This is a genomic window from Serratia ureilytica (assembly GCF_017309605.1).
Taxonomy (GTDB): Bacteria; Pseudomonadota; Gammaproteobacteria; order Enterobacterales; family Enterobacteriaceae; genus Serratia; species Serratia ureilytica.
In genome coordinates, this window is record NZ_CP071320.1 from 774,039 (window position 1) to 794,796 (window position 20,758).

General features: G+C 63.0%; 16 protein-coding genes and 1 pseudogene. 10 read left to right on the top strand and 7 right to left on the bottom strand.

What is annotated here, in order from left to right:
- Window positions 1–25 precede the first annotated feature (25 nt).
- From J0X03_RS03555 to J0X03_RS03580, 6 genes are read left to right on the top strand one after another with little or no spacing between them, the layout of a single operon-like run.
- Window positions 26–550, top strand: a complete 525-nt coding sequence (locus J0X03_RS03555; protein WP_004937634.1) for a cupin domain-containing protein — start codon at window positions 26–28, stop codon at window positions 548–550.
- Window positions 550–1,368: an alpha/beta fold hydrolase gene (locus J0X03_RS03560; protein WP_046687779.1), complete on the top strand. Its 819-nt coding sequence runs from the start codon at window positions 550–552 to the stop codon at window positions 1,366–1,368. The genes J0X03_RS03555 and J0X03_RS03560 overlap by 1 nt, the downstream gene beginning before the upstream one ends.
- On the top strand, window positions 1,365–2,159 hold the full coding sequence (locus J0X03_RS03565; RefSeq protein WP_033644722.1) for an SDR family oxidoreductase: 795 nt from the start codon (window positions 1,365–1,367) through the stop codon (window positions 2,157–2,159). The genes J0X03_RS03560 and J0X03_RS03565 overlap by 4 nt, the downstream gene beginning before the upstream one ends.
- A gap of 15 nt (window positions 2,160–2,174) precedes the next feature.
- Window positions 2,175–2,969, top strand: a complete 795-nt coding sequence (locus tag J0X03_RS03570; protein WP_033644723.1) for an aspartate dehydrogenase — start codon at window positions 2,175–2,177, stop codon at window positions 2,967–2,969.
- Window positions 2,970–2,985: 16 nt separating this feature from the next.
- Complete coding sequence (locus tag J0X03_RS03575; protein WP_123061958.1) at window positions 2,986–4,455, top strand: aldehyde dehydrogenase; 1,470 nt, start codon at window positions 2,986–2,988, stop codon at window positions 4,453–4,455.
- A gap of 52 nt (window positions 4,456–4,507) precedes the next feature.
- Complete coding sequence (locus tag J0X03_RS03580) at window positions 4,508–6,148, top strand: thiamine pyrophosphate-binding protein (protein WP_033644932.1); 1,641 nt, start codon at window positions 4,508–4,510, stop codon at window positions 6,146–6,148.
- 41 nt (window positions 6,149–6,189) lie between these two features.
- Here the strand turns inward: J0X03_RS03580 and loiP are convergent, their stop codons facing one another.
- Window positions 6,190–6,942 carry a metalloprotease LoiP gene (gene loiP / locus J0X03_RS03585; RefSeq protein ID WP_033654702.1) on the bottom strand — a complete coding sequence of 251 codons (753 nt, stop codon included), beginning with the start codon at window positions 6,940–6,942 and terminating at the stop codon, window positions 6,190–6,192.
- Window positions 6,943–7,180: 238 nt separating this feature from the next.
- Here loiP and tkt point away from each other — a divergent pair, with 238 nt between their 5' ends.
- Window positions 7,181–9,175 carry a transketolase gene (tkt, locus tag J0X03_RS03590; RefSeq protein ID WP_046687602.1) on the top strand — a complete coding sequence of 665 codons (1,995 nt, stop codon included), beginning with the start codon at window positions 7,181–7,183 and terminating at the stop codon, window positions 9,173–9,175.
- A gap of 69 nt (window positions 9,176–9,244) precedes the next feature.
- Here the strand turns inward: tkt and brnQ are convergent, their stop codons facing one another.
- Window positions 9,245–10,567 carry a branched-chain amino acid transport system II carrier protein gene (brnQ, locus tag J0X03_RS03595; RefSeq protein ID WP_033644726.1) on the bottom strand — a complete coding sequence of 441 codons (1,323 nt, stop codon included), beginning with the start codon at window positions 10,565–10,567 and terminating at the stop codon, window positions 9,245–9,247.
- Window positions 10,568–10,780: 213 nt separating this feature from the next.
- Window positions 10,781–11,065: a hypothetical protein gene (locus J0X03_RS03600; protein WP_108681945.1), complete on the bottom strand. Its 285-nt coding sequence runs from the start codon at window positions 11,063–11,065 to the stop codon at window positions 10,781–10,783.
- A gap of 72 nt (window positions 11,066–11,137) precedes the next feature.
- Here J0X03_RS03600 and J0X03_RS03605 point away from each other — a divergent pair, with 72 nt between their 5' ends.
- The 3 genes from J0X03_RS03605 to J0X03_RS03615 all read left to right on the top strand — a co-directional run bounded on the left by J0X03_RS03605 (window position 11,138) and on the right by J0X03_RS03615 (window position 15,137).
- Entirely contained in the window at window positions 11,138–12,226 is a 1,089-nt protein-coding gene (locus J0X03_RS03605) for an ABC transporter substrate-binding protein (RefSeq protein ID WP_033641358.1), read from the top strand.
- Between the two features lie 78 nt (window positions 12,227–12,304).
- A complete protein-coding gene (locus J0X03_RS03610; RefSeq protein ID WP_046687772.1) occupies window positions 12,305–14,074 on the top strand; it encodes an ABC transporter permease in 1,770 nt (589 codons plus the stop codon).
- A complete protein-coding gene (locus tag J0X03_RS03615; RefSeq protein WP_033652192.1) occupies window positions 14,067–15,137 on the top strand; it encodes an ABC transporter ATP-binding protein in 1,071 nt (356 codons plus the stop codon). Before J0X03_RS03610 ends, J0X03_RS03615 begins: the two co-directional genes overlap by 8 nt.
- A gap of 30 nt (window positions 15,138–15,167) precedes the next feature.
- On the opposite strand, the gene J0X03_RS03620 is transcribed toward J0X03_RS03615, so the two are convergent.
- The 4 genes and pseudogenes from J0X03_RS03620 to J0X03_RS03635 all read right to left on the bottom strand — a co-directional run bounded on the left by J0X03_RS03620 (window position 15,168) and on the right by J0X03_RS03635 (window position 20,430).
- Window positions 15,168–16,133, bottom strand: a complete 966-nt coding sequence (locus J0X03_RS03620; protein WP_096242582.1) for a PDR/VanB family oxidoreductase — start codon at window positions 16,131–16,133, stop codon at window positions 15,168–15,170.
- A gap of 41 nt (window positions 16,134–16,174) precedes the next feature.
- Window positions 16,175–17,622, bottom strand: a pseudogene (locus J0X03_RS03625) (NAD-dependent succinate-semialdehyde dehydrogenase).
- A gap of 46 nt (window positions 17,623–17,668) precedes the next feature.
- Window positions 17,669–18,793: an aromatic ring-hydroxylating oxygenase subunit alpha gene (locus J0X03_RS03630; RefSeq protein WP_033644732.1), complete on the bottom strand. Its 1,125-nt coding sequence runs from the start codon at window positions 18,791–18,793 to the stop codon at window positions 17,669–17,671.
- 26 nt (window positions 18,794–18,819) lie between these two features.
- A complete protein-coding gene (locus J0X03_RS03635; RefSeq protein WP_046687770.1) occupies window positions 18,820–20,430 on the bottom strand; it encodes a BCCT family transporter in 1,611 nt (536 codons plus the stop codon).
- Between the last annotated feature and the right edge of the window lie 328 nt (window positions 20,431–20,758).

Sequence of the window (20,758 nt, forward strand, 5' to 3'; positions counted from 1 at the left end):
ATCATTTCAACAGAGGAGTGACAACATGTCTCAGGTTGAGAACAAAGCCGGCGTCAAGCCGCAGGATCTGTCGATGGAAAACTGGGTGGAGTCGCGCATCGCTCGTTTCGAAGGCCGCAAATACGACTGGAACGCGCTGAAATTCCAGGCCGATTTCGACCCGAAATACCGCCGTGCGCAGATGCGCTACATCGGCACCGGCGCCACCGGCGTGGCCAGCGACGCCAACACCATTCCGGCGGGCAATTTCACCTTCTCCACCATGGTGTTGCCGTCGAAGTGCGAGGGCCCGTTGCACCTGCACGACGACGTGGAAGAAGTGTTTTTCATGCTGAAAGGCAGCATCACGCTGATGATCCAGGATGGCGAAGAGTATTACGAAACCAGGCTGAAAGAGCGCGATTTGATCTCGGTGCCGGCGGGCGTGTATCGCGGCCTGTTCAATCACGGCGAGGAAGAGGCGCTGATGTGCGTGATGCTGGGCACCGCCAAGCCGGAGATCCCGACTTATCCGGCGGACCACCCGCTGTCTAAAGTGAAGCGTAACTGATGAATGGTTTGGCGCAACGCCAACGGGCGCGCTGCGGGGCGTATACCCTGAGCTGGCGCGAGGCCGGGCAGGGGCGGCCGGTGGTGTTGCTGCACGGCATCAGTTCCGGATCCGCCTCGTGGATCAAGCAGTTTAACGACAGCGGCCTGACGGACGGCCATCGTCTGTTGGCGTGGGACGCGCCGGGCTACGGCGGCAGCCTGCCGTTGGCGGATCCGCAGGCTGACGCCGCCGGTTATGCGGCGGCGTTGGCGGCGCTGATTGATGAACTGCAGCTGGCGCAGCCGCTGATCGTCGGCCATTCGCTGGGAGCGCTGATCGGCAGCGCCTACGCCGCCGGCTATCCGGACGGGCTATGTGGGCTGGTGTTGGCGGATCCGGCGCAGGGCTATGCCGCGGCGCCGGAGGAAAAACGCCGACAGGTGTACGGCCAGCGCCAACAGATGATGGAGACGCTGGGGCCGGTGGGCTACGGCGAGCAGCGGGCGGCGGCCTTGCTGCGCGAAGGTGCGGATCCGCAGGATATCGCCTGGGTGCGTAACGGCATGCAGCAGCTCGATCCCGACGGTTTTCTGAGTGCCGCCTGGATGCTGGCCAACGATGATATTGGCCGCTATCTGGCGCGCTATCGCGGCCCGCTGGAAGTGTGGTGCGGTGAACAGGATCGCATTACGCCGCCGGAGAAGGCGGCCGAGCTGGCGCGTGAGCAAGACGCGACGCTGCGCCTGATTGCCGCCGCCGGTCACGCCAGCTATCTCGATGCGCCGGCGTGTTTCAACCGCTATCTGCGGGATTTTACGGGAGCAATCCAACGATGAATTTTCAGCTTGAGGATCGGGTGGCGGTGGTGACCGGCGGCTCATCGGGCATCGGTTTCGAAACCCTGAAACTGCTGCTGGCCGAAGGGGCGAAGGTGGCGTTCTGCGGCCGCGATCCGGACAAACTGGCCGGCGCGGAGGCCAGCCTGCGCGCGGACTTCCCGCAGGCGGAGATCCTGGCGCTGCGCTGCGACGTGCTGGATGCGCAGCAGGTGGCGCAGTTCGCCGCTCAGGTGACGGCGCGTTTCGGCGGCGTGGATCTGCTGATCAACAACGCCGGTCAGGGCTTCGTCGCCCACTTTGACCAGACGCCGCGCGAAGCCTGGCTGCATGAGGCAGAGCTGAAGCTGTTCGGCGTGATCAACCCGGTGCAGGCGTTTTTACCGGCGCTGGAACGATCGGATATCGCGTCTATCACCTGCGTGAACTCGCTGCTGGCGCTGCAGCCGGAAGAACACATGATCGCCACCTCGGCGGCGCGCGCCGCGCTGCTCAATATGACGTTGACGCTGTCGAAAGAGCTGGTGGGCAAAGGCATTCGGGTTAACTCGATCTTGCTGGGGATGGTGGAGTCGGGCCAATGGCGCCGCCGTTTCGACGATCGCAGCGATAAAGATCAAAGCTGGGAGCAGTGGACGGCGGCGATCGCCGAACGCCGCGGCATCCCGATGAAGCGCCTCGGCAAGCCGCAGGAACCGGCGCAGGCGCTGCTGTTCCTCGCTTCGCCGCTGGCTTCCTTTACCACCGGCGCGGCGCTGGACGTTTCCGGCGGCTTTAACCGCCATGTGTAACAGGGGCCGAAAAAGATGAAGAAGATCATGATGATTGGCTATGGCGCGATGGCGAAGGAAGTGATCGCCCGTTTGCCTGAAGGCGTGGAGGTCGGCTGGATCCTGGCGCGCGCAGCTCATCATGCGGCGATCGATGAGGCTTTTGCTGGGCGCGTGCAGGCACTGACCCATCCGGAGCAGTGTTCGCAGCGGCCGGATCTGGTGCTGGAGTGCGCCAGCCAGCAGGCGGTGGCGGAGTTTGGCGAAGCGGTGCTGCAGCGCGGCTGGCCGCTGGCGCTGATCTCGACCGGCGCGCTGGCGGACGCCGCATTGCAACAGCGGTTGCAGCAGGCCTGCCGCAGCCATCACGGGCAACTGATCGTGCTGTCCGGCGCGGTGGCGGGCATGGACGGGCTGGCGTCGGCGCGCGAAGGCGGGCTGGAGAGCGTGACCTATCAGGCCAGCAAAAGTCCGGCCAGCTGGCGCGGCAGCCCGGCGGAACAGTTGATAGATCTCGATGCGGTGAGCGAAGCGCAGGTATTTTTTGAAGGGTCGGCGCGTGAAGCGGCGCGTTTATTCCCGGCCAACGCCAACGTGGCGGCCACCATTGCTCTCAACGGCCTGGGGATGGACGCCACTCGGGTACGCCTGCAGGTCGATCCCGCCACCCGACGCAATACCCATCGCCTGCAGGTGTGCGGCGACTTTGGCGAGTTTCACATCGAGCTGAGCGGCACCCCGCTGGCGAGCAATCCCAAAACATCAACCCTGGCGGCGCTGAGCGCGGTACAAGCCTGCCGCCGTCTGGTGGACGGCGGTTTTATTGCCTGAACGGCAGGAGCGGAGCATGGAACGATTGAATATTTTTGTCGCCGGGCGCTGGCGTGAAGGGCGCGGCGAAGAGATGGCTTCGGTATTCCCGGCCGACGGCAGCGTCAACGCGCGGCTGCGCGCCGCTAACGTCGAGGATGTCAACGAGGCGGTTGAGGCGGCGGAAAAGGCCTGGCGCGCGCCGGAATGGCGTGGGCTGGTGCCGCACCAACGCGCCTCAATTCTCTACCGCGTGAGCAACCTGATCCTGGCGCAGCAGGAACAGCTGGCTGAGCTGCAGACGCGCGACAACGGCAAGCCGCTGGCGGAGACCCGCGGGCTGGTGGCCAGCGCGGCGGCGACCGCGCGTTACTTCGCCGCCACTTGCGAAGTGCTGGAGGGCGAGCTGCCGACCCCGCGCAGCGCCGAAGTGATGACGCTCAGCCAATATCAACCGATGGGGGTGATCGCCGCCATTACGCCGTGGAACTCACCGATCGCCAGCGAAATGCAGAAGGTGGCGCCGGCGCTGGCGGCGGGCAACGCGGTGGTGCTCAAACCGGCCGAAGCCACGCCGCTGATGGCGCTGAAGCTGGCCGAGCTGTTCGAACAGGCGGGGCTTCCTGCCGGGCTGCTCAGCGTGCTGCCGGGCAAAGGTTCGGTGATCGGCGAGGCGTTGGCACGCCATCCGTTGGTGAAAAAGATCGCCTTTACCGGCGGAACCAGCACCGGGCGCCATTTGGCGCACATCGCCGCCGACAAGCTGATCCCCACCTCGCTGGAGCTGGGCGGTAAATCGCCGACCATCGTGCTGGAGGACGCCGATCTGGAGCAGGCGGCGCGCGGCATCTGCTACGGCATTTTCAGCTCCGCCGGCCAGGCGTGCATCGCCGGTTCGCGGCTGTTCGTGCATCGTTCGCTGTATCAGCCGCTGCTGGCACGCTTGACCGAACTGACGGCGGGGCTGCGCATCGGCAACCCGCTGGTGCCGGGCGTGCATCTCGGCCCGCTGATCAGCGCCAAACACCGGCAAAGCGTGGCGGACTACGTGGCGCTGGCGCGGCAGGAGGGCGGCCGGGTGGTCATCGGCGGTGAAGCGCCGGCCGATCCGCAACTGGCGAGCGGCAGCTATTACCTGCCGACCATTATTGAAGGTTTAAACAACGACGCCCGCGTCTGCCAGGAGGAGATCTTCGGGCCGGTGCTGGTGGCGCTGCCGTTCGACGACGAGCGACAGCTGATCGAACAGGCCAACGACTCGGTGTACGGCCTGGCGGCCGGCATCTGGAGCCGCGATTTCCCACGGGCGATGGCGCTGGCGGAGCGGCTGGAAACCGGCACCGTCTGGGTCAACACCTACAAAACGTTCTCGATTTCCACGCCGTTCGGCGGTTTCAAGGAAAGCGGGCTGGGCCGCGAAAAGGGCCTGAACGGCATCAAGGCCTACATGCAGCAGAAAAGCGTGTATCTGGCGCTGAGCCATCAGGTGAACCGCTGGAGCGACTAGGCCGACACCTCTACGCATAACCCTAATAACGACTACCCTAAGAAGGCAGATGATGAGCGATAAAATCACGGTTGGCGAGGCGATAGCCCGGACTCTGGAACAGTACGCGGTGTCGGCGATGTACGGCATCATTTCGATTCATAATCTGCCGATCGCCGATGCGGTGGGGCAGCGCGATAAAATTCGTTTCGTGCCGGCGCGCGGCGAAGCGGGCGCGGTCACCATGGCCGATGCGCATGGGCGCTTCTCCGGCCTGGGCGTGGCGTTGACCAGCACCGGCGCCGGCGCGGGCAACGCGGTGGGGGCGATGATTGAAGCGCTTAACGCCAACACGCCGCTGTTGCATATCACCGGCCAGGTAGAAAAAGCCTATCTGGACGCCGACGCCGGGTTTATTCATGAAACCCGGGATCAGCTCGGTTTTCTGCGCGCCTGCTCCAAGCGCGCCTACCGGGTCAATTCGCCGGAACAGGCGGTGGCGGTGATCCAGCGAGCGATCCTGGATGCGCAAACCGTGCCCTGCGGCCCGGTGGCGGTCGAGATCCCGATCGATATCCAAAGCAGCCTGGTTTCCCGCTCGGTGCTGACCGAAGCGTTGGCGCCGGCGCCGCTGCCGAAGGCGGACGATGCGGCGGTGGAGCGGCTGCATCAGCGGCTGAAACAGGCCAAGCGCCCGTTGCTGTGGCTGGGCGGCGGCGCGTTGGCCTGCGGCGATGCGGTGCGCAAGCTGGCGGACGCCGGCGTGGCGGTGATCTCCAGCACCCACGGGCGTGGCATTCTGCCGGACAGCCATCCGCGCAGCCTGCGGGCGTTCCACAACTCGCCGAGCATCGAGGCTATCCTGACGCAGTGCGACCTGACGCTGGTGGCCGGTTCACGGCTGCGCAGTAATGAGACCCGCACCTGGACGCTGCCGCTGCCGCGCCCGCTGGTGCAGATTGATATCGATCCGGCGGCGGCCAACCGCAACTACCTGGCCGATGAGCAGATCAATGGCGACTGTGCGGCGCTGCTGGCCGCGCTGGCGGCGCGGCTGAGCCCCGGCGAGAAGGTCAACGCCGAGTGGGATGTCGAGATCGCGGGGGCGGTGCAGCAGGCGGAGAGCGCGTTGCGTCAGCAGTCCGGTGAATACGCCAAACTCAACGACGCCATCGACGCCGCGCTGCCGCAGGACGGATTGCTGGTGCGCGATATCACCGTATCCGGCAGCGTCTGGGGCAGCCGTTTGTTCCGCGCGATCTCGCCGCTGTGCAACATTCACTCGCTGGCCGGTGCTATCGGCATGGGGCTGCCGATGGCGATCGGCACCGCGATCGCCAACCCGCAGCGCAAGGTGGTGGGGCTGGTGGGCGATGGCGGTTTGGCGCTGGGCCTGGGGGAACTGGCGACCATGGCGCAGGAACAGGTGAACATCACCCTGCTGATCATGAACGACGGCGGCTATGGCGTGATGCGCGGCATTCAGGACAAGTATTTCGCCGGGCGCCAGTATTACAACGAGCTGCATACGCCGGCCTTTACTCAAATAGCCGAAGCGATGGGGCTGAAAGCCTGGAAGGTCGAGGCGGCGGCGCAGTTCAACGGCGTGCTGGCCGAAGCGATCAACTACCCGGGGCCGTCGGTGGTTGAGGTGGACATGAAGCAGGTCGGGCCGCTGACCTTCGCCGGGCCGCCGCAGAAAACCCTGTATTGATACGATAAAAAACGCCCGGCGGTTGCCGGGCGTTCTCGTTGTTACTTCTCTGCCGCGATGCGATCGCGAATGTGCTGCGCGCGCGCTTGGGAAGACGGGTGATCGTCGAACATGCTGCTCTGACGGCCGGCTTCCATTTGGGCCAGTTTTTCGAAGCTGGTGGCCAGGCCGTTCGGATCGATGCCGCGCTTTTTCAGCAGATCGAACGAGTAATCATCCGCTTCGCTTTCCTGCTTCTGCGAGAACTGGGCGCTGACCAGCTTCTCGCCGATGTCCGCCAGCTGCGACTGCGACAGCGAGCCGATAACGCCGCCGGCGGAGGACGCCGCGGTGCGCAGCGCCACGGTGCCGTAAGCCACCTGCATCGCTTTACGGGTGTGGCCCAGCGCCACGTGGCCCATTTCGTGGCCCAGCACGCCTTCCACTTCGTTGTCGTTCATCATGTCCATCAGCCCGCTGTAGACGCGGATACAGCCGTTGGCCATCGCCCAGGCGTTGACGTCTTTGGTCACGTAGACCTTATAGTTGGCCGGGGTGCCGTTGATGTTGTCGCCCAGCGCCGCAGCGATTTTGTTGAGACGCTTGGCATAGGTGCTGTCGGCCGGCGCGATTTGTGCCTTGCTGTCCATCTCGGCGCAGGATTTATCACTCAGGGCCTTAACGTCGTTGTTGCTCAGGGTCGCCGCCTGGAACGCCTGCGCGCCGGACTGCATCAAGGTTTCGGTATTCAGGTTTTGACAGCCGGTTGCCAAGGTAGCAATGCCCAACGCAATCAAAGAGGTACGGATCTTCATAACGCCATCTTCCTGTGAAGGTAACAAGGTAAAAGAGTCATTTTGCTTGGAGGAAATCTTGTCGCAAGAGCCTAGTGTACGCCAGCCAAGGCGAGAATAGTGTTATTCCGAAAAAGCGTCCAATCGTGCTAATAAGTGGTGAACTCGCTCTCATTTGGCATTAGGGATTGCCGTTGTGATGTGGAGTCTGAGAAAATAGGGAACTTGACTGCTTTTTTTATCCGACCTGGAGTAAAACATGTCCTCTCGTAAAGAGCTTGCCAACGCCATCCGCGCACTCAGCATGGACGCCGTACAAAAAGCAAATTCCGGCCACCCGGGGGCCCCTATGGGCATGGCGGACATCGCCGAAGTCCTGTGGCGTGACTACCTCAACCACAACCCGACTAACCCGCACTGGGCTGACCGCGACCGTTTCGTGCTCTCCAACGGCCACGGCTCCATGTTGATTTACAGCCTCCTGCACCTCACCGGCTACGACCTGCCGATGCGCGAGCTGGAAAACTTCCGTCAGCTCCATTCCAAAACCCCGGGCCACCCGGAGTACGGCTACACCCCGGGCGTTGAAACCACCACCGGTCCGCTGGGCCAGGGCATCGCCAACGCCGTCGGCTTCGCCATCGCCGAACGCACCCTGGCGGCGCAGTTCAACCGCCCGGGCCACGACATCGTCGACCACCACACCTACGCCTTCATGGGCGACGGCTGCATGATGGAAGGCATCTCGCACGAAGTCTGCTCCCTGGCCGGCACCCTCAAGCTCGGCAAGCTGACCGCCTTCTACGATGACAACGGCATCTCCATCGACGGTCACGTCGACGGCTGGTTCACCGACGACACCGCCCTGCGTTTCGAAGCCTACGGCTGGCACGTGGTGCGCAACGTCGACGGCCACAACCCGGACGCCATCAAGGCCGCGATTGAAGCAGCCCGCAAGGTGACCGACAAGCCGTCGCTGCTGATGTGCAAGACCGTTATCGGCTTCGGTTCGCCGAACAAGGCCGGCACCCACGACGTGCACGGCGCTGCGCTGGGCGCCGCCGAAGTGGCCGCCACCCGCGAAGCGCTGGGCTGGAAATACGCCGCCTTTGAAATCCCGCAGGACATCTACGCCCAGTGGGACGCCAAAGAAGCCGGTCAGGCTAAAGAAGCGGCCTGGAACGACAAGTTCGCCGCCTACGCCAAAGCTTTCCCGGAGCAGGCTGCCGAGTTCAAGCGCCGCATGAACGGCGAGCTGCCGGCTGACTGGAAAGCCGACGCCAAAGCGTTCGTGGAAAAACTGCAGGCCAACCCGGCCAACATCGCCAGCCGCAAGGCGTCGCAGAACGCGCTGGAAGCGTTCGGCAAGGTGCTGCCGGAGTTCCTGGGCGGCTCCGCCGACCTGGCGCCGAGCAACCTGACGATGTGGTCCGGCTCGAAAGCGCTGAACGTTGACCCGGCGGGCAACTACATTCATTACGGCGTGCGCGAGTTCGGCATGACCGCCATCACCAACGGCATCGCGCTGCACGGCGGCTTCCTGCCGTACTCGGCGACCTTCCTGATGTTCGTGGAATACGCCCGCAACGCGGTGCGCATGGCGGCGCTGATGAAGCTGCGCAACGTGTTCGTCTACACCCACGACTCCATCGGTCTGGGCGAAGACGGCCCGACCCACCAGCCGGTGGAGCAGCTGGCGAGCCTGCGCGTGACCCCGAACATGAGCACCTGGCGCCCGTGTGACCAGGTGGAATCGGCGGTGGCGTGGCAGTACGGCATCGAGCGCAACGACGGCCCGACCACCCTGGTGTTCTCGCGCCAGAACCTGACCCAGCAGCCGCGCACCGCAGAGCAGCTGGCGAACGTGTACCGCGGCGGCTACGTGCTGAAAGACTGCGCGGGCACGCCGGACGTCATCCTGATTGCCACCGGCTCCGAAGTGGGTATCACGGTGGAGGCGGCGGACAAACTGACCGCGGCGGGCCGCAAGGTGCGCGTGGTGTCGATGCCGTCGACCGACGCGTTCGACAAGCAGGATGCGGCGTACCGCGAGTCGGTGCTGCCGGCGGCGGTAACGGCGCGCGTGGCGGTGGAAGCGGGTATCGCGGACTACTGGTACAAGTACGTGGGCCTGAACGGCGCTATCGTGGGCATGACCACCTTCGGTGAGTCGGCGCCGGCGGAGCAGCTGTTCGCCGAGTTCGGCTTCACCGTGGACAACGTGGTGGCCAAGGCGCAGGCGCTGCTGAAGTAAGCCGCCGGGTGCAAGCCGATAAAAAAGCCGGTCATCATGACCGGCTTTTTTTATGGGCGGAAATCGCGATTACGACGCGGCCTTGACGCTTTCGGCGCTGCGCAACCGGTCGTAAGCCGCCGCCAGCAACAGCACCAACAGCGTAGGCTGCAGCCAGACCAGACCCTGCTCGGCCAGCGGCAGCTTATCGAACCAGGCGGGCAGCAGGCCGCTGAAGCTTGAAGCCTTCAGGCCATCGGCCAGGCCGAACACCAGGCTGGTAGCGATCACCGGCGCGAAGACGCGTCTGGCGCTGCGCCAGCGGTTCTGGCTGAAGCTGAGCAACACCAGCGCGATGCAAGGCGGGTAGATCGCCGTCAGTACAGGCAGTGAGACGCGGATCAGATTGGCCAGCCCCATGTTGGAAACCAGCATGGCGAAGAGGGCGAGGATGACCACCAGCGCGCGATAAGAGAGCGGCAGGTAGCGGGAGAAGAAGTCCGCGCAGGCGCAGGTCATGCCGACCGCCGTCACCAGGCAAGCGATGAACATCAGCACCGCCATAAAGACGCTGCCCAGATCGCCGAAGGTGTGCTGCACATAGGCGTGCAGGATCGCTGCGCCATCCTGAGCACCGCTGCCGATCAGGCTGCCGCTGCCGGCGCCGAGCTTGAACATGCAGATATAGACCAGCGTCAGGCCGACGCCGGCGATCAGGCTGGCCCACAGGGTGTAGCGCAGCAGCAGGCCGCTGTCGCTGACGCCGCGTGAGCGGGCGGCGGTGACGATAATCGAGCCGAACATCAGCGCCGACAGCGTGTCCATGGTTTGATAACCCTGCACGAAGCCGGTGGAAAACGCCGCGGCCTGATAGCTGCCGACGGCGGAGACCGGCGCACCGGCGGGCCACACCAGGGCGGCGATGCCGAGCGCGGCCAGCGCCAGAATTTTCAGCGGCGCCAGAATATGGCCGACGTTATCGAGCAAGCGGCCGGGATACAGCGACACAACCATCGCCAGGGTAAAGAACAGCAGGCTGTAGATGAACTGCGGCAGGGCGCCGTTGCCGGTGAAGGGCGCGATGCCGAGGGCGAAAGAAACATTGGCGGTTCGCGGGGTGGCGAACAGCGGGCCGAGCGCCAGATAGCAGACGGTCGCCAACAGCAGGCCGGCGGTGCGGCCGATGGGGCCGGTCAGCAGGCTGATGCTGCCGCCGACGCGCGCCAGCGCGATCACGGCGATCACCGGCAGAGCGACGGCGGTCACCATAAACCCGAGTGCGGCCGGCCACAGATGTTCACCGGACTGCAGCCCCACCAGCGGGGGGAAAATGATGTTGCCGGCGCCGACAAACAGGGCGAAGGTCATAAAGCCCAGGGCGATAATGTCTTTCGGGGATAAACTCTTGGTCATAACGGTATGGCACTGCCTGTATTCATGAAATAAACGGCCTGGCTGCGAAATGAAGCGCTGCAGAAGGAGGCGCGTGGGGCTGCGTACGCCCGCAAAAATTTTCGTCCGGCAGGATATAATAATTCGGCGACAAAAACCTGATTAATACAGCGCTGTTTATCCTGGCGTGAACCGGCTGCACAGAGGGATCATGGCGGCCGACCCGGCAGCGCGTTAGCGCGCCACCCTGTCTATCGACAGCGGAATTTCGATGTGCGGCTTGAAAGAGACGTGGCCGTCTTCGACCGGTTTACGGGGGAAAAAGATCGGCATATCGCGGGTCGAATGCCGGCTTTGTTCTGACGTTGCAGGGTCGCCATCGTACAGCGAATTCGCCTGCTGCGGCGTTCTCGCCTGGCCGAATAGTTTGCGACAGGAAGCGCCGTAAAGCCCGCGCCGCCGGGCGTGGGTATTGACTGAAAAACGTCCAACCTCACAAAACCGAAAGATAACAAGCAACGCCGTTGCCTCGTCGCAATTATTAACTGTATGTTAATTTTTGGTTTATTAAATGTGATCTGGGGATGGATGATGATGAAAAAAATCAGCGCTACCGTGGCTGCAATCACCTTACTGGGCTCCGTTTCCGCCTATGCGGCCTTCCCGGCGGGCTACCCCGCCGACTACCAGAAACTGGTCGACGGCGCGAAGAAAGAAGGCAAGGTGGTGATTTACTCGACCACCGACACCAAGGCGGCGGCGCCGCTGATCCAGGGGTTCGAGGCGTTGTATCCGGGCATCAAGGTCGAATACAACGACATGAACAGCACCGAACTGTATAACCGCTTTATCAGCGAGCAGGCGGCCGGCGGCACCAGCGGCGACGTGGTGTGGAGTTCGTCGATGGACACCATTTTGAAACTGGCGGGCGATTACGCGCAGGAATACGCCTCTCCCGAGCAGGCTCAACTGCCGAAATGGGCGGTATGGCAAGATAAGGTGTATGGCACCACCTATGAGCCGGTGGTGTTTATCTATAACAAACGCCTGATCCCGCAAGGCGATGTGCCGGATTCGCATGCGGCGCTGGCCAAGCTGATCGCCGGCCAGACGGACAAATTCAAGAAGAAAGTCACCACTTACGACATCGAAAAATCCGGCGTCGGCTTCATGCTGTCGGTGCAGGACTTCAAGGCCGATCCCAACTACTTCAAAACGCTGGCCGACGTGGCCAAGGGTGGCCTGGCGGTGCAATCCTCCACCGGCACCATGATGGAACGCGTTTCCTCCGGTGAAAACCTGATCGGCTTCAATATCCTCGGTTCATACGCCGAGGCCCGCGCCAAGAGCGATCCGTCGCTCGGCATCGTCTATCCGAAAGACTATACCCTGGTGCTGTCGCGCGTGAGCTTCATCGGCAAAGAGGCCGGCAACCCTAACGCCGCCAAGCTGTGGTTTGACTATGTGCTGTCGGAGAAAGGGCAAAATATTCTCGCCAATCAGGCGGATATCCCCTCGATCCGCAACGACATCGAAGGCAAGAACGACATCGATGGCATGACCAAGCTGTTGGGTAACGCGCTCAAACCGATCCCGGTCGATGACAGCCTGCTGGAATATCTGCAGCCGGCCAAGCGTCTCGACTACATCAAACAATGGCGCGCCGCCGCGGCGAAATAACAGGGACTGCATTCGGACGCGCGCCTGACGTACAGGCGCGCGCCCTTTGGTCGTCGTTTACAACCATAGGGAGCATTTATGCAAGCATGGCGCAGAAAGTGGCAGAGCCTGCCGCGCGGCCTGGTGGTGTTGATAACCGCGCTGGTTATCTATGTCCCCCTGTCGTTTATCATCATTCAAAGCTTCCTCTCGGCTCCGTTTTTCTCTCCCTCCAAGGTCTTCAGCCTGGAGGCCTTCGAGTTCATCTTTACCGATCCGGATTTCTACAAGGCGCTGAGAAGCGGCTTTATTCTGGCATTCGGCCTGGTGATCATCGCTATCCCGCTCGGCGGCATTTTGGCCTTCCTGATGGTGCGCACCGATCTGCCGGGGCGGCGGCTCATCGAACCGCTGATTTTGGTGCCGATCTTCGTGTCGCCGATGGTGCTGGGCTTCGGTTACGTGGTGGCGGCGGGGCCGGTGGGCTTCTTCTCGCTGTGGGCGGAGGCGCTGCTGGGCTTCGTGCCGTGGAACATCTATTCGATGGCCAGCATCGTGGTTATCGCCGGGTTGACGCACGTGCCCCACGCCTACCTGTACATCTCCTCGGCGCTGCGCAGCGTGGGCTCCGACGTTGAAGAAGCGGCGCGCACCGCCGGCGCTACGCCGCTGCAGGTGATGACCGCCGTCAGCCTGCCGATGGTGCGGCCGTCTATCCTGTACGCCGGGGTGCTGCTGTTCTTCCTCGGGCTGGAGGTGTTCGGCCTGATGCTGGTGTTGGGCGATCCGGAAGGCAACCTGGTGCTGGCGACCTACCTGTATCAGTTGACCAACAAGCTGGGCACGCCGTCTTACCACCTGATGGCGGCGGTAGCGGTGGTGCTGATCTGCATCACCATTCCGTTGGTGATGCTGCAGCGCAGGCTGATGCGTACCGCCAACCGTTTCGTCACCGTCAAGGGCAAAGCCTCGCAGGCGCGCGCGTTGCCGCTGGGCAAATGGCGCTGGGTGGCCGGCGCGGTGGTGATGTTCTGGCTGACCGTGACCATCGGCGTGCCGCTGATCGGCGTGGTGCTGCGCGCCTTTATCTCCAACTGGGGCGTGGGCGTTTCCGTCTGGGACGAACTGTCGATCAACACCTTCCGCACCATCTGGGCGCAGCCCAACCTGCTGCGCGCCATCGTCAACTCGATGGCGATCGGGGTGATCGGCGGGGCGCTGGCGGTCGCGTGCTATCTGTTTATCGGCATCGCGATGCACCGCAAGCCGGACGGCGCCACGCGCTTCCTCGACTACAGCGTGCTGGTGCCGCGCGCGGTGCCGGGGCTGCTGGCCGGTTTGGCGTTCCTGTGGGTGTTCCTGTTCCTGCCGATGTGGCTGGATAAATCGCTCAAGGAAGGCTGGCTGTCCGTGCTGCCGATGGCCGAATGGCTGCGCGAGAACGTGATCGTCTGGCTGCGTTCGCTGCGCAGCACCATCTTCAGCGTCTGGCTGGCCTACACCGTGGTGTGGATGGCCTATGGCCTGCGGCTGATCTCTTCCACGCTGCTGCAGGTAGGGCCGGAACTGGAGGAAGCCGCGCGCAGCGCCGGCGCCAGCCGCGGCCAGATCACCCGACACGTTACCATTCCGCTGTCGCGCTACGGCCTGATCGGCTCCTGGCTGCTGATGTTCCTGATCTTTGAACGCGAATATTCCACCGGGGTGTATCTGCTGTCTCCGGGCACGGAAACCATCGGCTCGATGCTGGTTTCCCTGTGGGCCGCGGGCGCCATCGATATCGTCGCCGCGCTGTCGTTCATCAATATCCTGCTGGTGGTGCTGGGGCTGGGGATCGCTTTGCGCTTTGGAGTGAAATTACATGATTGAACTTTCGGTAGAGAACCTGCATTTGACCTATGGCGACAACCCGGTGCTGAAAGGGGTGTCGATGGATCTGAAACGGGGCGAAGTGGTCTCACTGCTGGGCCCGTCGGGCAGCGGCAAAACCACGTTGCTGCGGGCGGTGGCCGGGCTGGAGAAGCCGAGCCAGGGGCGAATCGTCATCGGCGACAGCGCGGTTTACAACGGCAGCGCGCGCAGCGAAATTCCCGCCGAAGAGCGCAACCTGGGGCTGGTGTTTCAGTCCTACGCCCTGTGGCCGCACAAAACGGTGTTTGAGAACGTCGCTTATCCGCTGAAGCTGCGTAAGACCGCCTCGGCGGAAATAGCCCAACGGGTACAGGCGGTGCTGGATCAGCTCGGGCTGGGGCATTTGGCCAAGCGCCATCCGCACCAGCTCTCCGGCGGCCAGCAGCAGCGGGTGGCGATCGGCCGTGCGCTGGTCTACAACCCGCCGGTGATCCTGCTGGATGAGCCGCTGTCCAACCTCGACGCCAAGCTGCGCGAAGAAGCGCGGGTATTTCTGCGCGAGCTGATCATCAAGCTCGGTCTGTCGGCGCTGATGGTGACCCACGATCAGAACGAGGCGATGGCCATTTCCGATCGCATCCTGCTGCTCAATAACGGCAAAATCGAACAGCAGGGCACGCCGCAGGAGATGTACGGTTCGCCCGCCACGCTGTTCACCGCCGAATTCATGGGCAGCAACAACCGGTTGCCGGGCAAGATCGTGGCGCTGGAAGACGGCCGGGCGCGCATCGAAGGTAAGGATTGGGCGCTGTGGGGCAAAGCGGGCGAAGGCGTGCAGGTCGGACAGGAGGGCACGGCGGTGATCCGCGTGGAGCGCGTGCGGTTGGGTGAAGATCCACAGGGTAATCAGCTTGAGCTGCCGTTGCTGACCAGCATGTATCTCGGCGATCGCTGGGAATACCTGTTCCGCACCGTGGCCGAAGATTTCGTGGTACGCGCCTATGGCCACGAGGCGCGCGATCGGGCGCTGTGCCGGCTCTCCCTGCCGGCCGAGCATCTGTGGATATTCCCGAAAGCTTAACCAGGACGCCCGCCGTTGCGGGCGCTCCTTTTACAAATCCAGCACCAGCCGGCTGCCTTTGGCGCGCGAGCAGCAGATCAACAGGGTCTGCTGCGCCGCGCGTTCTTCCTCGCTGAGATACTGATCGCGGTGATCGGCTTCCCCTTCGACGATGCGGGTTTCGCAGGTGCCGCAAATGCCTTCGCGGCACAGGCACTCGACCTTGGCCGCCTTGCTGTTTTCCAGCGCCTGCAGGATGGTCATGTCTTCCGCCACTTCAAGCTCAATACCTGAGCGGGCCAGCACCAGCGTAAAGGCACCGCCCGCCGTGTCTTCGGCGGCGAAGGCTTCGCTGTGCAAGCGACCGGGGGCGATGCCCAGTTCGGCGGCGATCCGGTAAACCGCTTCGTTCAGCGCCGCCGGGCCGCAGACGTAGATATGGGCACCGGGTTCCACATCGGCCAGCGTGCGCGCCAGATCCAACCGGCCGCCAAGGCTGGAGACATGGCAACTGACGTTGTCTGCGAACGGCGCTTGCATCAGCTGCTGCTGGAAGGCGTTGTGCTCTTCACTGTGGAAGCAGTAGTGCAGATGGTAGCGTTGGCCGCTGCGTTGCAGCTCATGCAGATGGGCCATAAACGGCGTGATGCCTATGCCGCCGGCGATCAGCACGTGATGTTGCGCTTCCGGCGCCAGCGCGAACAGGTTATTCGGGGTGCTGATGGTCAGCGTATCGCCGACCGCCAACCGGTCATGCATGAAGTCGGAACCGCCTTTGGAAGGAGACTCGCGCCGAACGGCGATCTGGTAATGCTCGAGTTCAAACGGTGAGCTGAGCAGCGAATAGGCGTTGCTGTAGCGCTGCTCGCCGTCCTGCATTTGCACGATGATGTGGCTGCCGCCGCTGAAGGCGGGCAGCGGCCGGCCTTGCGGATCCGCCAGGGTAAAGCGCTTGACCCGTGCGGTGACGGTTTCGATGTCGACGACGCGGACATCAAGCATCTGATAGCTGGTCATTCATTGGCTCCAAAGCGCGGGCGTCCCCGCGCATGAAAAAGTTATACCGCCTGGCACAGGTATTTGAGCTCCAGATAGTCTTCGATGCCGTATTCGGAGCCTTCACGCCCCAGCCCCGACTGTTTCACCCCGCCGAACGGCGCCACCTCGTTGGAGATAAGCCCGGTATTGATGCCGACCATGCCGTACTCCAGCCGTTCCGAAACGCGCCAGATGCGCGCCGCATCACGGGTGTAGAAGTAAGCGGCCAAGCCGTAAATGGTGTCGTTGGCCTGGCGGATCGCCTCGGCTTCGTCATCGAATATCACCAGCGGCGCGACCGGGCCGAAGATCTCTTCTTCCAGCAGCAGCGAGCCGGGCTGCACGTCGCCCAGCACCGTCGGGGTGAAGAAATTGCCGCCCAGCGCGTGCGGCGTGGCGCCGGTCAGCACCTGAGCGCCTTTGCTCAGTGCGTCATCGAGCAGCTCCAACACCTTATCGCGCGCCTTGCGATTGATCAGAGGGCCAATCTGTACGCCGGCTTCGAAGCCGTTGCCGACCTGCAGTGCCGCCACGCGGGCGACAAACTTCTCGGCGAACTGCGGGTAAACGCCGCGCTGAACGTAGAACCGGTGACGCAGACGCAGGTCTGCCCGGCGTTGCGATACTTGGCGATCAGCGCGCCTTCCACCGCGGCATCGATGTCCGCATCGTCAAATACGATGAACGGCGCGTTGCCGCCCAGCTCCAGCGACACTTTCTTGATGGTGTCCGCGCTCTGGCGCATCAGCAGCCTGCCCACCGGTGTGGAGCCGGTAAAGCTGAGTTTGCGCACCTGCGGGTGGCGAGTCAGCTCGGCGCCGATCGCCTGCGAATTGCCGGTCACCACGTTGAACACCCCGGCGGGAATGCCGGCGCGTTCTGCCAGCTCGGCCATCGCCAGCGCCGAATAAGGGGTTTCGTTGGCGGGTTTGACCACCAGCGTACAGCCGGCCGCCAGCGCCGGCGCAGCCTTGCGGGTGATCATCGCCGCCGGGAAGTTCCAGGGCGTGATCGCCGCGCACACGCCGATGCCCTGTTTCAGCACCATCAGGCGTTTATCGCTGCTCGGCGAAGGAATGATGTCGCCGTTGGCGCGCTTGGCCTGTTCGGCGAACCATTCGATAAAGGAGGCGGCGTAGCGGATCTCACCCAGCGATTCCGCCAGCGGTTTGCCTTGCTCCAGCGTCATCAGGTTGGCCAGATCCTGCTGGTGTTCCAGCATCAGTTCAAACCAGCGCCGCAGCAGCTGCGCGCGCTGTTGCGCCGGCAGCGCGCGCCAGCCTTCCAGCGCCTGCTGGGCGGCGTCGATCGCCCGTTGGGTTTCGGCCGTCGCCATGTTGGGCACGCTGCCGATGAGTTGGCCGGTGGCGGGATCGCTCACCGGCAGGGTTTCCTGGTTGTCGGCGTCGCGCCATTGGCCGTTGATATATGCCTGTTGGCGGAATAGCGCCCGATCGGAAATTTTCACAAGAACCTCACAAGTCAGGGGAAAGGGGCCCGCGGGCCCCGTCGCATCAAGGTTGATAAACCTGCGCCAGCAGGTTGTGGAAGTGGGCGATGCCGTGTTCGCTGACGCCGCTGCCGGCGCCGTCGGCCATGATGCGCCCCTGGCCGCGATAGCCGCGCGACTTCAGGCCTTTTTGCACGCTTTCCACCAGCCGCAAATCTTCCGGGCGGAACACGTCGCGGTACCAGTCGATCAGTTTGAGCTGTTCGTCGCTCAAATCGGTGTTGGTGAAGTAGATGTCGTAGTGCTGCAGGGTGGTTTCCGCATCGACCGGGAACTCATAGATCACCGTCATCATGCCTTCCAGCGGCGGCATGTTGAACATGGTGCACGGCCACAGCCAGATGCCGTGGAAGCTGGATTCTTTGCCCTCTTCAAACTTGAACGACTGCTCGGAAGGGCGGGCGTAGCCGAACTGCAGCGTCCAGTTGCCGTGCAGGGTGTGCCAGTAGCGATCGACCTGCACCGAGTCGGCGAAACCGGGATGCGCCGGGCCGCAGTGGTAGCACTCGAGGTAGTTGTCGACGATGTTCTTCCAGTTGGCCGGGGTGCGGGTGACGAAACGCGCCGCCAGCTTGAGATCGTCGACCTGCGGGCAGGCTTCGCGCACTTTGGCGCCGAGGCCCGGCAGTTGGTCTTCCACCGTGCCGGCCTGCGAGTCCAGATTGACGTAAATAAACCCGGCGTACTCTTCGACCCGCACCGGCACCAGGTGCGAGTTTTCTTTATCGAAGTTCTGCACGTTTTCACAGTTGCGCGCGTGCGCCAGCTCGCCGTCCAGCTTGAACGCCCAGGCGTGATAAGGGCAGGTGATGACGTTTTTCGCCCGGCCGTCGCCCGCCAGCAGTTGGTGGCCGCGGTGCGGGCAGACGTTGTAAAAGGCGCGCAGCACGTTATCGCGGCCGCGCACCACCAGAATGTTTTCACCGATGATCTCGCGGGTGATGTAGTCGTTCGGTTGGGCAAGCTCGCTGCGGTGCGCCACGCAGATCCAACTGGTGGCGAACACCTGCTCTTTTTCGTGCTCGAACGCCGCCTGGTGGGTGTAGAACCGGGCCGGTATGGTGTAGGCCTCGCGTGCGTCGGCGCAGAAATCTTTCGGTAAGGTAAATTCAGGGATCAGAGTGCTCATAAGTTAACCTTCCTCTTTTCTTATTGTCATTTCGCCATAGGGCGCGGTTGATACGACGATGGAGCGGAGAGTTCGCCGGCCGGCGGCGCTTCGGGCAGCGTTGGCGGGCTGCTTTCGATCAGGTGCGCCGGGATGGCCGCGTAGTCCTGCTTCAGCCAGCGGGCGAAACCGTAGGTTTTCACCAGCAGCACCAGCAGGAACGGCAGTGCGGTCAGGATCACCGTGGTTTTCATGGTGTCCAGCGAGGCGCCGGTAAACAGGATCGACAGCGGGATCAGGGTGATCACCACGCACCAGAACAGGCGCAGCATCGGGCTGGGATCTTGCCCCTCCTGCAGGTTGCGGGTGCTGGTGGCGGCCATGGTGTAGGCCACGGCGTCCATGTGCGAGGCCAGGAAAATGATCATGATGAACAGATAGGCGGCGAGGAACAGCTTGCCGAGCGGCAGCGCCGTCAGCAGCATCTGCACGGCGGTTTCGCCGCCCTGGGTGCTGAGGATCTCCGGCACGTTGAGCTGCCCGCTGATGAACTGGTGCATGGCGTAGCTTTCCAGCGAGCCGAAGAAGAACCAGCAGCCGAGGGTGCTGCCGAGCAACAGCGCCCAGATCACCTCTTTAATCTTGCGGCCGCGCGAGACGCGGGTGACGAACATCGCCACGCCCGGAGTATAGGAGATCCACCACAGCCAGTAGAACACCGTCCAGCTGCGGCTGAAGCTGCCGTCGCCCATCGGATCGGTGAACAGACTCATCTGCAGGAAATTTTGCGCCGTCAGGCCGATGGCGTTGATGGTGTTGTTGATGGTGAACTCGGTGGGGCCGACCAGCAGCACCAACCCGGCGAAAGCGAATGCGCCCCAGCCGACCATTTTGCTCAGGCGCTGCATGCCACCGTCGATGCCGATGTAGGAGCTGAGGCAGAAAATCACCGCCGCCAGCAGGATCACCGTCGCCTGCACCGCGAAGTTGTCCGGGATGCCGGTCAGCGCCGTCAGCCCGCGGGTAAAGGTGGAGGCGGTCAGCACCAGCGAAATGGTGAGGGCGCCGACGGTGGCGACCAGGAAAATCAGGTCCACCATCCGCCCGATCGGGCCGTTGGCGCGCACGCCGGTGATGGCGGAAATGATCCCCGACAGGCTGAGCCCTTTGTTCTTACGCACGTGGAAGTGGTAGGCCATGATCAGCGAGGCGAGGGCATAGGTTGCCCAAGCGCTCAGGCCCCAGTGGAAGAAGGAGTAGCTGATGCTGTATTCCAGCGCCTTCGGGGTGCGCGGCGCGATGTTCAGCCCCGGCGTCTGGTAGTAATACGCCCACTCCATTACCCCCCAATACAGGGTGGACGAGCCGAGGCCGGCGCAGATGAACATGAACAGCCAGGCCAGCGTGGAGTATTGCGGTTTGCCTTCGCCGAGGCGGATGTTGCCGTATTTGCTCAACGCCAGATACAGCACCACCAGCAGGGCGATCAGCACCAGGATTTGAATGGTTGAACCGAACAGCCGGGTGACGCCGTTGAAAATGGTGTTGGCGATAAGCGCGGATTGAGCCGGAAAGAGCATCAGGCAAATGGCGATCAGCGCAATACTGCACAGGCTGATGGCGATGAGCGTGACATCCTTTTTGGGATTGCTCTGCATGGGAGTGAACTCCTGTTATCGGTGGTGGGCCGGTGCGCAAAGCGTAGGGTGCGCCCGGGCCTTATTGGCTTGAACCATTTGTTTTGTTACACCGCGAGGAGCAAACCGCCCGGTGGGTCGCTACCGGGAATATTCACTCTTCATTAACATTTTCGAGTGTGCACAAATTACAGGAGGGCCACAATTGGGGCATCTGTAAAAGGATAAAACACAGTATGTAAACAATTTGTTGTGATCTTGACCGGGGTATTGGCGTGCCTTCTGCGGTGGTTTTCAACGGATTTGCGGCAGCGATCGAAGCGGAAAAACGGACGTGGCAAAGCAGGGC

What these genes read in the sequence shown, in the direction of transcription:
- J0X03_RS03575 (WP_123061958.1), top strand. Translation starts at nt 2,986, where the DNA reads ATGGAACGATTGAATATTTTTGTCGCCGGGCGCTGGCGTGAAGGGCGC.
- J0X03_RS03610 (WP_046687772.1), top strand. Translation starts at nt 12,305, where the DNA reads ATGCAAGCATGGCGCAGAAAGTGGCAGAGCCTGCCGCGCGGCCTGGTG.
- tkt (WP_046687602.1), top strand. Translation starts at nt 7,181, where the DNA reads ATGTCCTCTCGTAAAGAGCTTGCCAACGCCATCCGCGCACTCAGCATG.
- loiP (WP_033654702.1), bottom strand. Translation starts at nt 6,942, where the DNA reads ATGAAGATCCGTACCTCTTTGATTGCGTTGGGCATTGCTACCTTGGCA.
- J0X03_RS03630 (WP_033644732.1), bottom strand. Translation starts at nt 18,793, where the DNA reads ATGAGCACTCTGATCCCTGAATTTACCTTACCGAAAGATTTCTGCGCC.
- J0X03_RS03555 (WP_004937634.1), top strand. Translation starts at nt 26, where the DNA reads ATGTCTCAGGTTGAGAACAAAGCCGGCGTCAAGCCGCAGGATCTGTCG.
- J0X03_RS03620 (WP_096242582.1), bottom strand. Translation starts at nt 16,133, where the DNA reads ATGACCAGCTATCAGATGCTTGATGTCCGCGTCGTCGACATCGAAACC.
- J0X03_RS03560 (WP_046687779.1), top strand. Translation starts at nt 550, where the DNA reads ATGAATGGTTTGGCGCAACGCCAACGGGCGCGCTGCGGGGCGTATACC.
- brnQ (WP_033644726.1), bottom strand. Translation starts at nt 10,567, where the DNA reads ATGACCAAGAGTTTATCCCCGAAAGACATTATCGCCCTGGGCTTTATG.
- J0X03_RS03565 (WP_033644722.1), top strand. Translation starts at nt 1,365, where the DNA reads ATGAATTTTCAGCTTGAGGATCGGGTGGCGGTGGTGACCGGCGGCTCA.
- J0X03_RS03635 (WP_046687770.1), bottom strand. Translation starts at nt 20,430, where the DNA reads ATGCAGAGCAATCCCAAAAAGGATGTCACGCTCATCGCCATCAGCCTG.
- J0X03_RS03580 (WP_033644932.1), top strand. Translation starts at nt 4,508, where the DNA reads ATGAGCGATAAAATCACGGTTGGCGAGGCGATAGCCCGGACTCTGGAA.
- J0X03_RS03605 (WP_033641358.1), top strand. Translation starts at nt 11,138, where the DNA reads ATGATGAAAAAAATCAGCGCTACCGTGGCTGCAATCACCTTACTGGGC.
- J0X03_RS03615 (WP_033652192.1), top strand. Translation starts at nt 14,067, where the DNA reads ATGATTGAACTTTCGGTAGAGAACCTGCATTTGACCTATGGCGACAAC.
- J0X03_RS03570 (WP_033644723.1), top strand. Translation starts at nt 2,175, where the DNA reads ATGAAGAAGATCATGATGATTGGCTATGGCGCGATGGCGAAGGAAGTG.